Below are 19,325 nucleotides of genomic sequence, written 5' to 3'. Positions count from 1 at the left end.
TTTCAGGCTACTGGCGGTACACACAATGCTGACGGCAACGGGCATTTGCAGTATACTCCCGCCCTTAATTCTTAAACTGGTGCGGTGAATTTTAGGCCGCTTCATAAATGTAAGGTATTCCGGTGAATATTCAGGCTCTTCTCTCAGAAAAAGTCAGTCAGGCCATGATTGCTGCAGGCGCACCTGCAGATTGCGAACCGCAGGTTCGTCAGTCAGCAAAAGTACAGTTCGGCGACTATCAAGCTAACGGCATGATGGCTGTCGCTAAAAAACTGGGTATGGCGCCGCGACAACTGGCTGAGCAGGTGCTGACTCATCTGGATCTCAACGGGATTGCCAGCAAAGTTGAAATTGCAGGCCCGGGCTTTATCAATATTTTTCTCGATCCGGCATTTCTGGCGCAGCACGTTCAGCAGGCGCTGGCTTCCGATCGTCTGGGCGTCACTCAACCGGCTAAACAAACCGTCGTGGTTGACTACTCTGCGCCTAACGTAGCGAAAGAGATGCACGTTGGTCACCTGCGTTCCACCATCATCGGTGACGCGGCGGTGCGTACGCTGGAGTTCCTCGGTCACAATGTTATTCGCGCTAACCACGTCGGCGACTGGGGTACTCAGTTCGGTATGCTCATCGCATGGCTGGAAAAACAGCAGCAGGAAAATGCCGGAGAGATGGCGCTGGCTGACCTGGAAGGTTTCTACCGTGATGCGAAAAAACATTACGACGAAGATGAAGCCTTCGCGGAACGCGCCCGTAGTTATGTCGTGAAACTGCAAGGCGGTGACGAATACTTCCGCGAGATGTGGCGCAAACTGGTCGACATTACCATGTCGCAGAACCAGTTAACCTACGATCGCCTCAACGTTACCCTGACCCGTGACGACGTCATGGGCGAAAGCCTGTACAACCCGATGCTACCTGGCATCGTCGCCGATCTGAAGGCGAAAGGTCTGGCTGTTGAAAGCGAAGGCGCTACCGTCGTATTCCTTGATGAGTATAAGAACAAGGAAGGCGAACCGATGGGCGTTATCATTCAGAAGAAAGATGGCGGCTATCTCTACACCACAACCGACATCGCCTGCGCCAAGTATCGTTACGAAACCCTGCATGCCGATCGCGTACTTTATTACATCGACTCTCGCCAGCATCAGCACTTAATGCAGGCCTGGACCATCGTACGTAAAGCTGGTTATGTGCCAGATTCAGTGCCGCTGGAACACCACATGTTCGGTATGATGCTGGGCAAAGACGGTAAACCGTTCAAAACCCGTGCGGGCGGCACGGTTAAACTGGCCGATCTGCTGGATGAAGCGCTGGAGCGCGCACGTCATCTGGTCGCGGAGAAGAACCCGGACATGCCTGCCGACGAACTGGAAAAACTGGCAAATGCGGTCGGTATCGGCGCAGTGAAATACGCGGATCTGTCCAAAAACCGTACCACCGACTACATCTTCGACTGGGACAACATGCTGGCGTTCGAAGGTAACACCGCGCCATATATGCAGTACGCTTATACCCGCGTACTGTCCGTGTTCCGTAAAGCAGATATCGACGAAAGCGCGCTGGCAAATGCGCAGGTCGTTATCAGCGAAGATCGCGAGGCTCAACTGGCGGCGCGTCTGCTGCAGTTTGAAGAAACGCTGACCGTCGTTGCGCGTGAAGGTACGCCACACGTGATGTGTGCTTACCTGTACGACGTTGCTGGTCTGTTCTCCGGCTTCTATGAGCACTGCCCTATTCTCAGCGCTGAAAACGAAGAGATTCGTAACAGCCGACTGAAGCTGGCACAGCTGACGGCGAAAACCCTGAAGCTGGGTCTGGATACACTGGGTATCGAAACCGTAGAACGTATGTAATCACTTCAAATAATGTGAAAGCCCGCGCTTTGTCGCGGGCTTTTTTATTTCCCCGAATGACCGCCCTCGTAGGCCTGATCAGCAAAGCACCATCAGGCGCTACGTTCACTGTAATTTGTAACAACCCACAAGGAATGACACATTTCCCTAGAGATATGGAACATCTTTTGCCTGTCATCCCGTCTAAGCCTCCGTATCATTAGGCGGCGAATTAATCGGGTACGGGTCAATGACATTCAGAGATTTTGAGGCGGAAGAAAAGCTCTTCCAGCGGCGTGTATTGGTGGCCTTTGGCCTGGTAGTCATCTGTTTTGGCATCCTGATTTACAATCTGTATAACTTACAAATCTGTCAGCACCAGTATTACACCACCCGGTCGAATGCAAACGACATCAAAATGCTGCCCGTCGCCCCAACGCGTGGCATGATTTACGATCGCAACGGCATCCCGCTGGTGCGCAACGTTACCTGGTACGATATTTCCGTTACGCCGTATAAAATCAGCGATATGAATGCGTTACTCCAGCAGCTCACGCCGATCGTTGACCTCACACCTGATGACATAGACCAGTTTCGCCATGAGCTGAAAGCCAGCAGCCGCTATCGTCCTGTGGTGCTAAAAAATGCGCTAACCGATGTCGAAATCGCCCGTTTTTCGGTAAACCAGTTTCATTTTAGCGGCGTCAACATCAATAGTTACGAAGACCGCCAGTATCCCTATGGCGCGGCGCTGGCGCATGTCCTGGGTTATGTTTCAAAAATCAATGACAACGACCTGAAAGCACTGGATCAAAAGGGCCTGGCGGAGAACTACGCCGCCGATCACAACATCGGCAAGCAAGGTATTGAGCGCTATTACGAAAACGAACTGCATGGAAAAACCGGTTATCAGGAGGTGGAAGTAGATAACCACGGACGCATCGTACGCCTGATCAAAGATGTGCCGCCCGTTGCCGGAAAAGATATCCATCTGACACTGGATTTACATTTACAGCAATACATTGAGAGCCTGTTGGCTGGCCAGCGTGCCGCCGTTTTGGTTGAAGATCCACACGACGGTTCCGTACTGGCGATGGTCTCAAACCCCAGCTATGACCCTAATCCGTTTGTCAAAGGCATCAGCTATCAGGACTATAACAAACTACTCCAGGATAAAGATCTGCCATTAATCAACCGCGTCACGCAGGGATTGTACCCTCCCGCTTCAACGGTCAAACCGTATATGGCGATGTCGGCATTACTGAACGGGGTAATCACGCCGCAGACCAGTTTCTTCGGTGCCCCTACCTGGACGCTACCCGGCACCGAGCGACATTACCGTGACTGGAAAAAAACGGGCCACGGTATGCTGGATGTCACCAAAGCGATAGAAGAGTCTGCCGATACGTTCTTCTATCAGGTGGCGTATATGATGGGGATCGACCGGATTAACAGCATGCTCAGCCAGTTTGGTTACGGTAAACCGACCGGCATCGATCTTGATGAGGAGTATAACGGCCTGCTCCCGAGCCGCGAATGGAAGCAAAAAGTGCACAAAAAAGCCTGGTATCAGGGGGACACTATTTCAGTTGGCATCGGTCAGGGCTACTGGATTGCCACACCTATCCAGATGGTAAAAGCCATGGTCGCACTGATTAACAACGGCAAGGTTATCGTCCCTCACCTGCTGCTCGATGAAGAGAGCGGCAAAACCATCACGCCGTATCAGGCTCCAGAAGCACCGTCACAAATCGCCTCAGCCTCATCGCCATACTGGGGACTGGTGCGTCAGGCGATGTTCGGCATGGCGAATGAACCAAATGGTACAGGTTATAAGTTCTTTCACACCGCGCCTTACGGCATTGCGGCAAAAAGCGGCACCTCGCAGGTCTTTAGCCTGAAAGAAAATCAGACCTACAATGCGAAGATGATCCCTGTCCGCTTGCGCGACCACGTGTTCTATACCGCATTTGCACCCTATAAGAACCCGAAGGTCGCGGTGGCGTTGATTCTGGAAAACGGCGGCAGCGATGGTGTCACCGCCGCGCCGGTTATGCGTCAAATCATGGATCATCTGTTTGCCCCGCAGGACAATACGGTACAAACAGTGACGACTGAACAATCAGGACCGATAGCGGTATCGCCATCGAATACCGATATCAAAAATACTTTCGCAAGTATTCGGTAAGGCACAGCATCGCCATCGCCTGTCCGTAAGGCATGGAGGTCCGAGGGATGTTGCGGTAGAAATCAAGATTGTGTCCCATCCCGGTACCAAACGAGGTGTGCAGCAGTTCACCTTCCGGTGAAATATGCTGCACAATGCCGCGAATGGCTTTTTCGGCTACCGGCGCATACTCTTGCCCAACATAGCGTTTACGTACTGCTTTGAGGATCCCATAGGCAAATCCGGCAGTTGCCGATGCTTCCAGATACGACTGCGGGTCGTCCAGCAAGGTATGCCACAACCCACTTTCATCCTGGCATTTCGCCAGCGCCGCGATTTGCGCGTTCAGCACCTGTACCAGATAGCGGTGAACAGCATTGTTTTCCGGTAAATCAAGTAATTCGAGGAAGTCCGGGATCACGATAGTTAACCAACTGTTGCCACGCGCCCAGCGGGCATTAGCAAAGTTATGATTTCCTTCATAGCTCCAGCCATGGAACCACAGCCCCGTTTCTTTATCCATCAGGTTTTGCACGTGCAGCAGGAACTGATACGTTGCCTCTTCGATGTAGTCCGGGCGATTGAGTAGCTTGCCAATCTTCGCCAGCGGTAAAACCGTCATCATCAGCGTGTCATCCCACATCTGTTGGTGGTTTTCTTCCGCCAGCGTGATGTGTTGCATACCACCAAATTCGGTACGCGGCATCTCATGCATTGCCCACTCAGCCCAGCTGTCGAGCCACGGCAGATACGCTGGATTACGCGTCTCTTCATAGCGATACGCCAACGTTAAAAATGGCGCCATGGTGTTCACGTTTTTAGTGGTTGCACCTTCAGCAAAGCGATCGGCAAACCAGCTATCGATGATATCGCGCATCGTTTCATCGCCGGTTTGCAGATAGTACTGATACATCCCGTACAGGCCGACGCCGTGTGTCCACTCCCATCCCGCCCAGCCTTTAGTATCAATTACGCGTCCATCGTCCAGACGCAGCAAGAACTCGCCGGTTTCGTCATGAATATTGACCAGGTTATGCGTCACCTTTTTGATCAGCGTTTTTAATTCATCCCTGGCAATAAAATGTTCTGGCTGGCGCAATAACGGGCTATGTTTAACCGGGTAAACAATCATTTACTAAACCTCTGTCAATGTCGGATTCAATGCTGTGACCTGCCCCTGTTACGGCGCAGCAGCTTTTTTGGAGGCCCCGCAATCCTCGCTTTGACAATGGGCATCCTTATAGGGTCACAGTAAAAGCTAACAGAAAGTGAAACCTTTCTATTTCTGCCAGAAGGATTCGTGAAATGGCAAGAATGCAAAGAGTCCGGCAACGTACGTCACTTATTTTATAAAATGACGTTTCTATTTAATTGAATGAGAGGCTGTAATGTTGAAACAACCAGCAGTTTCAACTGCTGGTCTGAATGACGGAGGGGGTTAACGGTAGTTCACAATCACCTGATTGCTCTGAATGCGTAACGCGGGGATCAGGCGACCACCGCCGGGGACCTCCCAGACAAAATGCATCGGTTCAATGGCCGGAACGTTATTGAACCCGTTGGTGGTCCCACTTTGCCCGTCCAGCTCGACACAACGGGACTGAGAACATAAACGCACCCGCAAACCTGCGGGCGTGGGGCCATTCAGCTCATAGCGCCAGGCCACCAGCGTCATCAAGCCTGAGACCGGCTGGCTCGGAACCAAAGGATCAGACGAGGCTGACTGGCCACGGTGATTTAAGGTGATCCCCATGCCACTTGCCTGCCAGGCCCCTTCTCCGGCGGCCTGCGCCACCAGAGGAAAAAACAACAACCACAATAAATTACGCATTATTTACCTCCAATGGTCGCCGTCATGCGGATATGGCGGTTATCGGAAAGCTCCATATTCGATAACACCACCAACTGCGGGATGCTGCGGCGTAAAAACCGCGCCAGTAACGGACGTAACGCGTGATTAACCAGCAAGACCGGCGGCGCGCCCAACATTTCCTGCCGGGACAGCGCTTCCTGAGTCTGGGCCAGCAGTCGGTCTGCAAGCCCAGGCTCCAGGCCGCCGCCCCCCTGCAGCGCTTGCAGCAGCAAACGCTCGAGCGGAGTATCAAGACCGATAACCTGAACCTCTTCGTTACCCGGGAACCACTGCTGAGTGATGGCGCGTCCTAACGCAACACGGACGACCGCGGTAAGCTCATGCGGATCGTTTTGCAGCGGCGCATGTTCCGCCAGCGTTTCAAGGATGGTGCGCATATCGCGAATCGGTACTTTCTCGTCCAGTAAGTTCTGCAGCACTTTATGCAGCGTGGTGAGCGTCACAACGCCCGGCACCAGATCTTCCGTCAGCTTTGGCATCTCCTGCGACACTCGATCCAGTAACTGCTGCGCTTCCTGACGGCCAAACAGCTCAGCGGCGAACTGTCCAATCAGATGGTTTAGATGTGTAGCAACAACAGTACTGGCTTCAACCACCGTAAAGCCCTGAATCTGTGCCTGTTCCTTCAATGCGCTTTCAATCCAGATAGCGTCCAGTCCGAACGCCGGATCGACCGTTTTCTCACCCGGCAGCGACCCGGCGGCAGTACCCGGGTTAATGGCCAGCCAGCGTCCCGGATAGGCGTCACCGCTGCCAATTTCTACCCCTTTCATCAAAATTCTATAGCGGGCCGGCTGCAGATCCATATTGTCTCGAATGTGTACCACCGGCGGCAGGAAGCCCATATCCTGGGCAAATTTCTTACGAATACTGCGAATTCGCCCCAGTAACTCGCCATCCTGCTGAAAATCCACCATTGGGATCAGGCGGTAACCAACCTCCATACCCAGCGAATCTTCCAGCTGCACGTCGTTCCATGTGGCTTCCACCACGGAGTTGTTTTCCGGCATTTTCACCGGCTGCGGTTCATCTGGCGCTTTTTGCTCACGACCGCGCATCCACCATGCCAGAGCCAACAATGCGGCAGTAAACATCAGAAACACCAGGTTAGGCATGCCCGGAACCAGACCCAAAAGCCCAAGTACCGCCGCACTGAGCAACATGACGCTGGGGTTGCTGAACAGTTGGGTCACCATCTGTTCTCCTACGTCCTGGTCGGTACTCACGCGGGTCACGATAACACCCGCCGCGGTAGAGATAACCAGCGCAGGAATTTGTGCCACCAGCCCGTCACCGATGGTCAACAGGGTATAACTTTCCGCAGCGCTGCCCATGCTCATACCATGCTGCAACACCCCAACTAACAGACCGCCGACCACGTTGATTACCATGATCAAAATACCAGCGATGGCATCTCCACGGACGAATTTACTCGCACCGTCCATTGAGCCGTAAAAATCCGCTTCCTGGGTCACTTCCGAGCGTCGTTTTTTAGCTTCATCTTCGCCAATCAGACCGGCATTCAAATCCGCATCAATCGCCATCTGCTTGCCGGGCATACCATCCAGCACGAAGCGCGCGCCAACCTCGGCGATACGCCCCGCACCTTTGGTGATGACCATAAAGTTAATGATGACGAGAATCACGAAGACCACGATGCCGATCGCAAAGTTACCGCCCACCAGGAAGTGGCCGAAGGCTTCAACCACCTTCCCCGCCGCCGCCGCGCCAGTGTGTCCTTCCATCAAAATGATACGGGTAGACGCGACGTTCAGCGCCAGACGTAATAATGTGGTAAACAGCAAAATCGTCGGGAATGCGGCAAACTCCAGTGTACGCTGGGTGAACATCGCCACCAGCAGCACCATGATCGACAGCGCAATGTTAAATGTGAACAGCAAATCGAGGACGAAAGCCGGCAGCGGCAGCACCATCATCGACAGAATCAGCAGGATGAGGATCGGTCCGGCAAGGATTTGCCATTGCGTGGATTTCAGGTTGCTGGGCAGACGCAGCATCGCGACCAGATTAGCCATCAGTATTCTTCTCGTTCATGAAATCCAGTGCTTCTGGCACCGGAAGGTTTTCAGGTTGTGGTGGACGTTTGCCGCCAGCCAGACGCCAGCGTTTTAGCTGCCATACCCATGCCAGTACTTCGGCAACGGCGGCGTATAATTGCCCCGGTATTTGCTGACCAATCTCAGCATGGCGATAGAGCGCACGCGCCAGTGGTGGTGCTTCTAATGTCGGGACACGGTGCTCTGCGCCAATTTCACGAATGCGCAGCGCAACCAGCCCGGCCCCTTTCGCAACAACTTTCGGCGCACTCATTTTGTTCTCGTCATACTTCAACGCCACTGAGTAGTGCGTAGGGTTAGTGACAATAACGTCTGCTTTCGGCACATCCGCCATCATGCGACGCTGAGCGGCCGCGCGCTGCATTTGACGAATTTTGCCCTTAACGTGCGGGTCACCTTCGCTTTGCTTAAATTCATCGCGGATATCCTGACGCGACATACGCAGTTTTTTCACATGGCTATAGATCTGGAAAAAGACGTCGAACCCCACCATCGGAATAACGCCAAGCACCACCAGTAGTGCACACATACCGACTAAATCCAGGGCATTGCCCATCGCCGTAATCGGAGACTCCGCCATCAGACGCATCATCGCCGGCCAGTTATGCCAGAGATAAAATCCGGCCACGCTTCCCACTAACGTGGACTTCAGTATCGCTTTGAGCAGTTCTGCGCCGGTTTGCGCGGAAAACATGCGCTTAATGCCCGGCAGCGGATTCAGCTTAGAGAATTTGGGTTGCAGGGATTTACCGCTGAAAATCAAGCCGCCAAGCATCACCGGGGAAATTAAAGCCACCAGAACGACGCCGGTAATCAACGGCAACAGCGCAATCATCGCGTCTTTAATCAGCAGGATGATTTGGCTGAGGATCAGATTCGGGTCGTTGACCATACTGTGGTCAAAACGTAATCCGGCCGACAGCATGCCAGCCAGCCTACGGGCAAGCGACTCCCCACCAATCCAGATAATGCACACACCCACCAGCAAAATAAGCAGTGAGGTTAGCTCTTTGGATCGGGGGATCTGCCCTTCTTCCCGCGCTTTTTCAAGTCGGTGGGGTGTGGGGGCTTCTGTTTTGTCGTCGTCGCTTTCTTCTGCCACGCATCAGACCCTGGATAGAGATATAGGCGAGAATGATGCCAGAACAGCTATCCAGCAATGGGAAGAGTAAGCGGTAAAAAAGACGGGATTTATGGCTTTAAGCAGAATTGCGCGTAAGCCGGATGAGAGGCCCACGCCTCACATCCGGCAAATACGCATCAGAACCCGAGGCTATCCAGCAGGTCGTCAACCTGATCCTGACTTGCCACTACACCGGCTTTCGAGGCGTCAACCTGCGGGCCGTTAAGCAAGCTTTCGTTTTCACGTTTTGGACGAGCGCCCTGTTCCGGAATGTTTTCCAACAGAACCATCAGCAGCTGACGTTCAATCTCCTGGATAACATCCATCATGCGCTTGATGACCTGACCGGTGAGATCCTGGAAATCCTGCGCCATCATGATGTCCAGCAACTGGGCATTGGTAAAGCTGGTATGTCCAGGTACATCACCAAGGAACTGACGGGTATCGGTGACCAGTTCACGAGCATCGGAGAGTTCGATCGGATTTTCGAACCATTCATCCCAGCGTTTAGTCAGGTCTTTGGCCCCTTTTTCCATCGCGTCCTGATGCGGCTGCGAAGCTTCTACGCTGTTTAGCGCACGCTCCGCCGCCTGCGCGGTCATCTGCACAACATAATCGAGACGATCGCGGGCATCAGGAATCGCTTCTGCCGCTTCGGCAATGGCCTGATCCAGCCCCAGTTCACGCAGGCTGTCGCGCAGCATTCGGGTCAAACTGCCGATGCGCGCGATGATGTCCCCTGCAGAGTGTTCGTCAGCAGGTTTAATTTGTGGTTGCATCATCATCACACCCTCACATGCCCAGTTTCTCAAAGATTTTATTCAGTTTTTCTTCCAGCGTCGCCGCCGTGAACGGTTTCACGACATAGCCACTGGCACCTGCCTGTGCTGCCGCAATGATGTTCTCTTTTTTCGCTTCTGCCGTGACCATCAGCACCGGCAGAGAAGCCATCCCGCCATCGGCACGGATGGTTTTCAGCAGTTCCAGTCCATCCATGTTCGGCATGTTCCAGTCAGAAATAACAAAACCGAATCCCCCAGCCTGCAGCTTGTTCAGCGCATCTACGCCGTCTTCAGCTTCTTCAACATTGTTGAATCCCAGCTCTTTAAGCAGGTTACGCACGATGCGACGCATGGTGGAAAAGTCATCCACAACCAAAAACTTAAGTTCTTTATCCGCCATAAAAATAAACTCCTGATTCAAATACGTATTGCCTGTCCGGCACTAATTTTCACCAGCATTTGCTGGCTCACCTGGCTAAGATCGACCACTTCGCTTACGCCACCCATATTGATGGCCTCGCGCGGCATGCCGAACACCACACAACTTGCTTCGTTTTGCGCAATGGTCCAGGCTCCCGCCTGATTCATCGCTAACATTCCGGCTGCGCCATCGTTGCCCATACCGGTCAGGATCACCCCGACGGCATTGCGCCCCGCATGTTTCGCCACCGAATGGAACAGCACATCCACTGAGGGCCGATGCCGATTAACCGGCGGACCGTCATGAATTTTAATTTGATAGTTCGCGCCACTGCGCGCCAGTTCCATATGCTTGTCGCCCGGCGCGATATACGCATGCCCCGGGAGTACGCGCTCTCCGTCTTCTGCCTCTTTCACGGTTATCTGGCACAGTTTGTTCAGACGTTCGGCGAACGAACGGGTAAACCCTGGCGGCATATGCTGGGTAATAAGAATACCGGGGCTTGAAAGCGGCAATGGCTGGAGTACATGGCGAATTGCCTCTGTTCCTCCGGTTGACGCCCCAATCACCAGCAGTTTTTCCGAACTGAGTAACGGCCCTGCTTTCAAGGTCGTCGGTGCCGCCATGGGCTTATGGGCCGCCAGTTTTGCGCGCGATGCGGTGCGGATCTTTTCGGCAATCATCTCGCTATATGCCAGCATCCCTTCGCGGATCCCCAGTTGCGGTTTGGTGACAAAATCAATCGCCCCCAGTTCCAAGGCCCGCAGCGTGACCTCTGAACCTTTACCGGTCAGTGAAGAAACCATCACCACAGGCATTGGACGCAGGCGCATCAACTTCTCCAGGAAGTCGAGGCCGTCCATACGCGGCATTTCCACGTCCAGCGTCAGGACGTCTGGATTGTATTTTTTGATTAAATCCCGGGCGACCAACGGATCCGGCGCCGTCGCCACCATTTCCATATCACTGTGACTGTTAATAATTTCGGTCATGATTTGACGCATCAATGCAGAATCATCTACCGACAACACCCTGATTTTACTCATGCTTTATCCTTACCTGGCGCATGCGCATACACGGTCTGTCCACGCAGGCTAAACTCGCGCACAAGGTTGCTAAAGTTTTCTGAATGACCTGCAAACAGCAGCCCGTCAGGTTTAAGAAGTGGAACAAAACGGTGCAAAATGTCCTGTTGTGTCGTTTTATCGAAATAGATCATCACATTACGACAAAATATGGCATCAAAAGGGCCAGGCACGTTGTACTGCTTATCCAGTAAGTTCACGCTGGAAAATTCAACATGACCTGCCAGTTCCTGCCTAACGCGTACCAGTCCTTCATGCGGCCCGGTGCCGCGCATGAAATAACGCTGCAACTGCTGGGGTGACAGCGTCTTTAGCTCATCGAGGCGGTAAATGCCGTTTCTGGCCTTTTCCAGCACTTCGGTATCAATGTCGCTGGCAAAAACGCGCCAGCGGCCCGGTGCCATACCTAAGGTATCGGCAAGCGTAATCGCAATGCTGTAGGGTTCTTCTCCGGTTGACGCCGCCGCGCTCCAGACGCGGTATTCACCGCTGCGCCGACGAGCGTGATCTGACAGCACCGGAAAATGATGCCCTTCGCGAAAAAACGCGGTCAGGTTGGTAGTCAGGGAGTTAATAAAAGCCTGCCACTCAGCACTGTTCTGGTTAGCTTCCAGCATGCTGAGATAGCGACCAAAGTCATCCAGCCCCAGGGTACGCAGTCGACGAACCAGGCGGTTATAAACCATGTCCCGCTTATGGTCGGCCAGTACGATCCCCGCACGCTGGTAGATTAATTGACATATCCGACGAAAATGCGCGTCAGACAGCGCGAGGCGCTGTGTCATCTGTAACAATAATGACGTTTGCCCGGAGGGCAGAGATGATGTCATAGCGCCTTCTCAATCACATTCAGGATACAACGGGCGCAACCTGAGGCTGCGCCAACTCTTGTTTTGCTACGGTTTGCTCTTCAAGTTTAAAAAATGCGACACAAGCAGAAAGATGATCGGCCTGCGTGGCAAGTTGTCCGGCGGCGGATGCGGCTTCTTCCACCAGACCGGCGTTTTGCTGCGTCACGGAGTCCATCTGGCTGACGGCCTGCGCCACCTGCTCAATGCCTCTGCGCTGTTCATCGGATGCCGAGGCAATCTCGCCCATGATGTCGTTAACCCGGGTCACCGAACTGACTATTTCCGTCATAGTGCGCGACGCCATATCCACCAGCTGCGAGCCCTGATGCACCCGGGTGACAGATTCCTCAATCAGTCCCTTAATTTCTTTCGCCGCCTGTGCGCTACGGCTTGCCAGATTGCGCACCTCACCAGCGACGACGGCAAAACCACGTCCTTGCTCCCCCGCCCTGGCGGCCTCTACCGCGGCATTCAACGCCAGGATATTGGTCTGGAAGGCAATGCTGTCAATCACGCCGATGATGTCGCCGATTTTCTGCGAGCTGGCAGAAATCTCATGCATAGTGCTGGCGACCCGGGACGTCTGCTCGCCACCTTTATGCGCTGTGTCTGCCGCACTTTTGGCGATTCCTGACGCCTGGCGTGCGTTATCAGCGTTCTGGCCGACGGTGGCGGTCAGTTGCTCCATGCTGGCCGCCGTTTGTGCCAGCGCGGCCGCCTGCTGTTCGGTTCGCGAAGATAAATCGTTATTGCCCATCGCAATTTCTGAAATACCGCTATGCATGGCTGAGCTGCCCTGACGAACGTCACTTACCGTTTCGCGTAACGCCTTTTGCATCTTCTGCAGGCTGGCAAAAATGGCCGAGATCTCATTGCGCCCATAAACCGCTACCGGTCGTGCCAGGTTCCCCGCGGCAATACTGTCGAAATGGCTGCCAATAATCGCCAGCGGCTGAACGATCATCTTGCGCGACCAGAACAGCGCACCGCTGGTGAGCAGTGCCGCCAGTACCACCATGGTGGCGAAAATCACCCCCGACATATGGTAATTGCGCTGACTCTGCTCTCCCGCCGTTTGCAACACGCTGTCGATGTTGCTCTGCCACGCATTCACATTCGCATCAAAAGCATCTTGAGCCGCCTGCACCGGCGCGGTCAGAAAATCTGACAACTGATTATTTTCAAGCCAGGTGGCCTGATGCGCGAGAGCGCTGTGCCACTGGCTGAAACTATTCTCCGTTGCGCCAAACAGCGCCTTCCCTTGCTCCGTCGAATCCGACGTCGCCATAAAGCGTTTAAACATCAACTCAGACTGCGCCAGGCTGTCGCGCGCGAGGGTCATCAGCGTTTTGATGTCCTCTGGCGGATAGCTCAGGGCGGTCAGCGTCCCTGCCTTATTAAGGGCCGTACTGGCCTGTAATAACACAGCGCGGGTTTGGGCCAGCGCAGCGCGTTGCTGATTACTCCGTTCGACCTGATTCAGGTTCTGAAAACCGTCCCGAAATGCCCAGAAGGACAAGCCATTACTGCCAATCTGCAAAACACCGCAGAGGATTAAAATCAAAAACAGCGTGGTCGAAATTCGAATACGATTAAACATCAACGCTCCCATTGGGCGGCACTGGCCGCGGTTTAACTATCAGTCAAAATGTTTCCCAATTCGTATCTTGTTCAATGCTCTGGCGCGGATAGGATGCGCTCGGGGCTGCTGGTAATCGTGTATCGCGTGGTTTTGTCGAGGCCGGACGTGACGCAAGACGGAAAGTCGATACCGACTGCGTTAAGCGACTGGCCTGTTCTTCAAGAGCGGCCGCTGCGGCAGCTGACTCCTGTACCAAAGAGGCGTTCTGCTGCGTAACGCGATCCATTTCAGAGACCGCGAGCGCAACCTGATCAATCCCCCGGCTTTGCTCGTCAGATGCCGAGGCAATCTCGCCCATAATGTCGGTCACCCGCGTCACGGCATTGACGATATCGTTCATTGTTTCGCCGGCGCTTTCTACCAGTACGGAACCGGTATCAACCCGGGAAACGGAATCTTCAATCAATGCTTTGATCTCTTTCGCCGCCTGCGCACTGCGACTTGCCAGATTACGCACTTCACCCGCTACCACGGCAAAGCCGCGGCCTTGCTCACCGGCACGCGCTGCTTCAACCGCCGCGTTCAGTGCGAGAATGTTGGTCTGAAAGGCAATACCATCGATGACGCTGATGATGTCGGCGATTTTCTTCGAGCTATCGGCGATTTCGTGCATGGTGTTCACCACGCTATCAACCACTTTGCCGCCATGCTGCGCGGTATCGGACGCGCTTTTTGCCAGTTGCGAGGCCTGACGCGCGTTGTCCGCGTTTTGCTTCACAGTTGCGGTCAGCTGTTCCATGCTGGCTGCGGTCTCTTCCAGTGCAGACGCCTGCTGTTCCGTACGAGATGAAAGGTCAGTGTTTCCGCTGGCAATTTCACTGGTACCGGAATAAATCGCGTCAGAGCCTTCACGCACCAGAGTGACGGTTTCCGTCAGCGAGCGCTGCATATGATCAACCGTACTGGCCAGCTCGCCGATTTCGTTACGGCCACTAACGGCGAGAGTTGCGGTCAGGTTACCGCTGGCGATTTCCCGGATATGGGCAATGACACGGGACAGAGGATTAAGCAGGGTATGACGGATGCCATACCAGACCACCACCAGAATCAGCACCAGCACCACGGCCAGCACGCCGAGCTGCCATTGGGCGAAATGGTAATCCCGCGCGCTTTGATCAAATGCCTGGACGTAAAGCTTTTCGCTAACGCTGGCGTACTTGCCCAGCGCCTCGCCGAGCGCGTTTTGCATTCCCTGCGTAGGCTGCGCGAAGTAGGCGTCCATATTGCCGCTTTCCAGAAACTGAACCAGTTCTGCCAGGGCCGCATGGTACTGCTGATATTTTTCCTCAACGTTGCCGCTGGCTTCTGCCATTTCCGGCAACGGTGTGATGTTTTTAAATTTTGCGTAATGCGTTTCAGCCTGCGCCAGCGATGCTTTCGCATTCTTCAGCAGATCGTTTTTTGCGCTGCTTTGCTGGTTAGACGCATCCATCATCATGCGCGCAGAAGAACGGCTTAAATTGATTCGTGTCTGCAGCATCAGATCCCATGTTGAGGTGAGTTCACTTTGCTGCTGTCGAAGATCGTTAGAAATAACAAAACTTTGCTGATTCTGCTGCAATGAAGAAAACAACAGACCACCGGAAACAAGCTGTAGCAGTGCGAAAACCCCCAGCACCATCATCAGCATTGTGACAACGCGGATACGGTTAAACATAAGGCACCTTCCTGAAAACGAGTTATCAACGTTATCGGCACTCGCTGAGATAACTTTACGTTTGCGAAAAGGAAATCCTGAAGGGATGTGAAGCCTGGCGAGGGGAAGATAAAACGGGTGTGCAGCAACCACAAATCATTCACATAAAAACACCATAATTATCATGTAAATAACATTTATTTTCATCGGTGAGCACGGTCAGAATGGCCGAAATACGCATTTTTATGTGATTGAGATCACACATACGCATCGTAAATACCACAACAAAATGGATAAAAAATTAAAAAAAGTTGTATCCGTTTACGCTTTAATCCAATTTATATGATGAATACCTCGTTACCACTTAATAAGTATAAAAAATGAGTAACCGATCAATAAATGTTAAATCCTTACTGAGGGCTTTTTAGTGGCAAATGCAAACAAACTCACGTTGTTTATCGTGATCTTCATGCTGGCGGGGATCCTGTCGGGTGCGGTGATCCACTCTTATGCCTCCCCCGGCGTCGTGACCGCCTGGGCCGATAACATTACGCTTCTTACCGACATCTTTTTACGCCTGATTAAAATGGTGATCGCGCCTTTAGTATTCAGCACCCTGACCGTTGGTATTATGCGCCTGGGAGAAACGTCCACCATCGGTCGCGTGGGCGGCAAAGCGATGATCTGGTTTATCAGCTCTTCTATATTGTCTATCCTGGTCGGTCTGTTTGTGGTTTCCCTTGAGCAACCCGGCAGCGGGCTGAACCTGGCGATCCCGCTGGAAGCCACCGACACCGGCCTGGCCGTGGGCGGCATGAGCCTGAAAGGTTTTCTGACGCATACCATTCCAACCAGCATCGCCGAAGCGATGGCTAACAATGAGATCCTGCAAATTGTGGTGTTCTCAATGTTTTTCGGTATTGGTGGCGCATCCCTTGGTGAGAAATTCAACGCCCCACTGGTTGCGGCGCTGGATGTGGTTTCCCATATTATGCTCAAAGTGACCGGCTACGTGATGTACGTTGCACCGCTGGCTATTTTTGCCGCCATCTCTTCCGTCATCTCCACCCAGGGTCTGGGGATCCTGCTTAACTATGCGTCGTTTATCGGCGGTTACTATGTGGCGATTTTGCTGACCTGCCTGGTTCTGCTGGCTGTGGGTTATGTCATGCTGAAAAAAGAGGTATTTCGCCTGGTGAGCATGCTAAAAGACCCGGTTCTGGTCGCATTCACCACCAGCAGCTCTGAGGCCGCTTATCCGAAAACGCTGGAGCAATTAACTAAATTTGGCTGCTCACCCAACATCGTGTCATTCGTGCTGCCTATCGGTTATTCGTTTAACCTGGTCGGTTCCATGGTCTATTGTTCATTTGCCTCCATGTTTATCGCGCAGGCCTATAACATCCACCTCTCCTTCGCAGAAATCACCGTCCTGATGCTGACGCTGATGCTGGCGTCCAAAGGGATTGCCGGTGTGCCGCGTTCAGCACTGGTAGTGCTGGCTGCAACCATCCCGAGCTTTAACATTCCGGTCGCCGGGATCCTGTTACTGATGGGAATTGACCACTTCCTGGATATGGGACGTTCAGCAATCAACGTATTAGGTAACGGGATTGCAACGGCGATGCTGGCCCAGGATGAAGGTTTACTGGAAGAAGAACCGGAGCTGGTTGAGCGGGAAGCGTAAGAGGGAAATCTGCCGGATGCGCTACGCTAATCCGGCCTGCAACAGCAATCATTGTAGGCCGGATGAGTTATGGCGATTATGCGACGTGGGAAGCGGCAATATCCAGCAGCGCCATTTCTTCGCTGTTCAGCAGTTTCTCAATGTTGACCAGAATCAGCATCCGGTCACCCAGCGCACCCAATCCCGTCAAATATTCCGTTGACAGCGTGACCGCAAACTCCGGTGCCGGACGGATTTGATCCGTTGTCAGCGACAGCACATCCGAGACGCCATCTACCACAATTCCAACCACCCGCTGACCCAGATTCAGCACAATCACCACGGTGTTTTCGTTGTAATCCACATCGCTCTGGCTAAATTTCACGCGCAGGTCGACGATAGGCACAATCACACCACGTAGGTTTGTGACGCCTTTGATAAACGCAGGCGTGTTAGCGATGCGCGTCACCTGATCATACCCACGGATTTCCTGCACTTTCAGGATATCGATACCGTACTCTTCATCCCCCAGCGTAAACACGAGGAATTCCTGACCTGACGGTTCGCCGGCCAGTTTAGTTACATTACTCATACCGGTCATATTATTCCCTTCTCACTCAATCAGGCGGCTGTGATCGCCACACGTTGTTCGCGGTTTAACCCCTGCAATGCAGAGACATCGACAATCAGCGCGACGCTGCCGTCGCCGAGGATCGTTGCAGCAGAAATACCTGGCACTTTGCGGTAGTTGCTTTCCAGGTTTTTGACCACTACCTGGTGTTGGCCAATTAACTGATCGACCAGCAGCGCATAGCGACGCCCTGCACTTTGTAAAATGACCACTATGCCCTGAGTCGCTTCAGTTTTAGCGCCTTCAACCTCAAAGACTTTCCACAACTCAACCAGCGGTAAATATTCGCCACGCACTTCCAGAACGCGCTCTCCTCCGGCCAGCGGATGGAGATCTTCTTCGCGCGGTTGCAGCGATTCCATAACAGCATTCAGTGGCAGAATGAAGACCTCATCGGCCACACGCACGGACATCCCGTCGAGGATCGCCAGCGTCAGCGGCAGCAGAATGCGAATAGTGGTCCCCAGTCCCTGTTTAGACTGGATCTCAACATGGCCGCCCATCTCCTGGATATTTCGCTTCACCACATCCATACCCACGCCGCGTCCGGAAACATCCGTCACCTGTTCGGCGGTCGAAAAGCCTGGAGCGAAGATCAACATACCCACTTCGTCATCACTCATGTTTTCGTGGATCGGCATGCCCTGAGAGACAGCTTTAGCCAGGATACGTTCGCGGTTCAGGCCAGCGCCATCATCGGTCACTTCAATACAAATATTCCCGCCCTGATGCTCCGCGGAAAGCGTCAGATTGCCGATTGGGCTTTTGCCGGATTCAAGGCGTTTTTCCGGCAGTTCGATACCATGGTCGAGGCTGTTACGCACCAGGTGCGTCAACGGATCGATGATGCGTTCAATCAGGCTCTTATCGAGTTCGGTTGAGCTACCTACCTGCGTCAGCTCGACCTGTTTACCCAGCTTACCGGCCAGATCGCGCACCAGACGAGGGAAACGGCTGAACACGTACTCCATTGGCATCATACGAATCGACATCACCGACTCTTGCAAATCGCGGGCGTTACGTTGTAACTGACCCATACTGGTGATGAGATCGCCATGATTGACAGGATCCAGTTCGTTAGAGCGCTGGGCCAGCATCGACTGGGTGATCACCAACTCGCCAACCAGGTTAATAAGCTGATCAACCTTTTCAACCGCTACGCGGATACTGGTCGACTCGCTGGCGCGGGCGGGTTTTTCACGTTCCGCGCGGCTATGTGGTGCTTCACTGGCGGTAGCTTTCACCGCAGGTGCCACAGCAACCGGCTGCGGCTCAGTGACAACTGCCACCTCTTCAGCTTCAGCTGCCACAGGCGCTGCGCTGACGGTTTCGAATTCAATTTGGTCCGCTTCAATGACAAAGCAAAGCACCGCGATGATGTCATCTTCTGCGAGGTTGCCATCAAGCGTTGCTGATAACGTGTCGCTTCCTTTTACCACATCGGTTAAGGTCGCCAGATTCCCCAGTTCCTCTTCCAGTAAATCCACTTCGCTGGCTTTCAGGCGCGAGAGAGTAATGCGTTTTTTGCTCTCTTC

15 protein-coding genes are annotated in these 19,325 nt (G+C 53.3%); 3 read left to right on the top strand and 12 right to left on the bottom strand.

Going from position 1 to position 19,325, the window contains the following annotated elements:
- The first annotated feature begins 122 nt into the window (after positions 1-122).
- Positions 123-1,856 (top strand): arginine--tRNA ligase, encoded by a 1,734-nt coding sequence (gene argS, locus FDW94_RS05395; RefSeq protein ID WP_137377252.1) that lies wholly within the window; start codon positions 123-125, stop codon positions 1,854-1,856.
- 229 nt (positions 1,857-2,085) lie between these two features.
- A complete protein-coding gene (gene mrdA, locus FDW94_RS05390) occupies positions 2,086-4,023 on the top strand; it encodes a penicillin-binding protein 2 (protein WP_048216124.1) in 1,938 nt (645 codons plus the stop codon).
- On the opposite strand, the gene FDW94_RS05385 is transcribed toward mrdA, so the two are convergent.
- From FDW94_RS05385 to tar, 10 genes are all read right to left on the bottom strand, one after another.
- Positions 3,995-5,134 carry a glycoside hydrolase family 105 protein gene (locus tag FDW94_RS05385; protein ID WP_008785063.1) on the bottom strand — a complete coding sequence of 380 codons (1,140 nt, stop codon included), beginning with the start codon at positions 5,132-5,134 and terminating at the stop codon, positions 3,995-3,997. The two genes, mrdA and FDW94_RS05385, sit on opposite strands and share 29 nt — an antisense overlap.
- A gap of 306 nt (positions 5,135-5,440) precedes the next feature.
- On the bottom strand, positions 5,441-5,833 hold the full coding sequence (gene flhe, locus FDW94_RS05380; RefSeq protein WP_008785064.1) for a flagellar protein FlhE: 393 nt from the start codon (positions 5,831-5,833) through the stop codon (positions 5,441-5,443).
- Complete coding sequence (gene flhA / locus FDW94_RS05375) at positions 5,833-7,911, bottom strand: flagellar biosynthesis protein FlhA (RefSeq protein ID WP_003833865.1); 2,079 nt, start codon at positions 7,909-7,911, stop codon at positions 5,833-5,835. The genes flhe and flhA overlap by 1 nt, the downstream gene beginning before the upstream one ends.
- On the bottom strand, positions 7,904-9,055 hold the full coding sequence (gene flhB, locus FDW94_RS05370) for a flagellar biosynthesis protein FlhB (RefSeq protein ID WP_003833866.1): 1,152 nt from the start codon (positions 9,053-9,055) through the stop codon (positions 7,904-7,906). The genes flhA and flhB overlap by 8 nt, the downstream gene beginning before the upstream one ends.
- A gap of 158 nt (positions 9,056-9,213) precedes the next feature.
- Entirely contained in the window at positions 9,214-9,858 is a 645-nt protein-coding gene (gene cheZ / locus FDW94_RS05365; RefSeq protein ID WP_003034659.1) for a protein phosphatase CheZ, read from the bottom strand.
- Positions 9,859-9,868: 10 nt separating this feature from the next.
- A complete protein-coding gene (gene cheY / locus FDW94_RS05360) occupies positions 9,869-10,258 on the bottom strand; it encodes a chemotaxis response regulator CheY (protein ID WP_003034656.1) in 390 nt (129 codons plus the stop codon).
- 17 nt (positions 10,259-10,275) lie between these two features.
- Positions 10,276-11,325, bottom strand: a complete 1,050-nt coding sequence (locus FDW94_RS05355) for a chemotaxis response regulator protein-glutamate methylesterase (protein ID WP_003833872.1) — start codon at positions 11,323-11,325, stop codon at positions 10,276-10,278.
- Positions 11,322-12,194 (bottom strand): protein-glutamate O-methyltransferase CheR, encoded by an 873-nt coding sequence (cheR, locus tag FDW94_RS05350; RefSeq protein ID WP_032943796.1) that lies wholly within the window; start codon positions 12,192-12,194, stop codon positions 11,322-11,324. The genes FDW94_RS05355 and cheR overlap by 4 nt, the downstream gene beginning before the upstream one ends.
- A gap of 19 nt (positions 12,195-12,213) precedes the next feature.
- Positions 12,214-13,815: a methyl-accepting chemotaxis protein IV gene (tap, locus tag FDW94_RS05345; protein WP_071446161.1), complete on the bottom strand. Its 1,602-nt coding sequence runs from the start codon at positions 13,813-13,815 to the stop codon at positions 12,214-12,216.
- 43 nt (positions 13,816-13,858) lie between these two features.
- Positions 13,859-15,514, bottom strand: a complete 1,656-nt coding sequence (gene tar / locus FDW94_RS05340) for a methyl-accepting chemotaxis protein II (RefSeq protein ID WP_003833879.1) — start codon at positions 15,512-15,514, stop codon at positions 13,859-13,861.
- 406 nt (positions 15,515-15,920) lie between these two features.
- Between tar and FDW94_RS05335 the strand changes: the two genes are divergently transcribed.
- Positions 15,921-17,180, top strand: a complete 1,260-nt coding sequence (locus FDW94_RS05335; protein ID WP_003833882.1) for a dicarboxylate/amino acid:cation symporter — start codon at positions 15,921-15,923, stop codon at positions 17,178-17,180.
- Between the two features lie 76 nt (positions 17,181-17,256).
- Here the strand turns inward: FDW94_RS05335 and cheW are convergent, their stop codons facing one another.
- Complete coding sequence (gene cheW / locus FDW94_RS05330) at positions 17,257-17,760, bottom strand: chemotaxis protein CheW (protein WP_003034638.1); 504 nt, start codon at positions 17,758-17,760, stop codon at positions 17,257-17,259.
- A 20-nt stretch (positions 17,761-17,780) separates the two neighbouring features.
- Positions 17,781-19,325 (bottom strand): chemotaxis protein CheA (gene cheA / locus FDW94_RS05325; RefSeq protein ID WP_249358310.1); only part of this gene is annotated, 1,545 nt, incomplete at its 5' end.

The sequence above is a fragment of the Citrobacter sp. wls757 genome, from assembly GCF_005280935.1.
Lineage (GTDB): Bacteria > Pseudomonadota > Gammaproteobacteria > Enterobacterales > Enterobacteriaceae > Citrobacter > Citrobacter portucalensis.
Note: the sequence above shows the minus strand (reverse complement) of the source record. Positions and strands in the feature narration are given on the sequence as shown.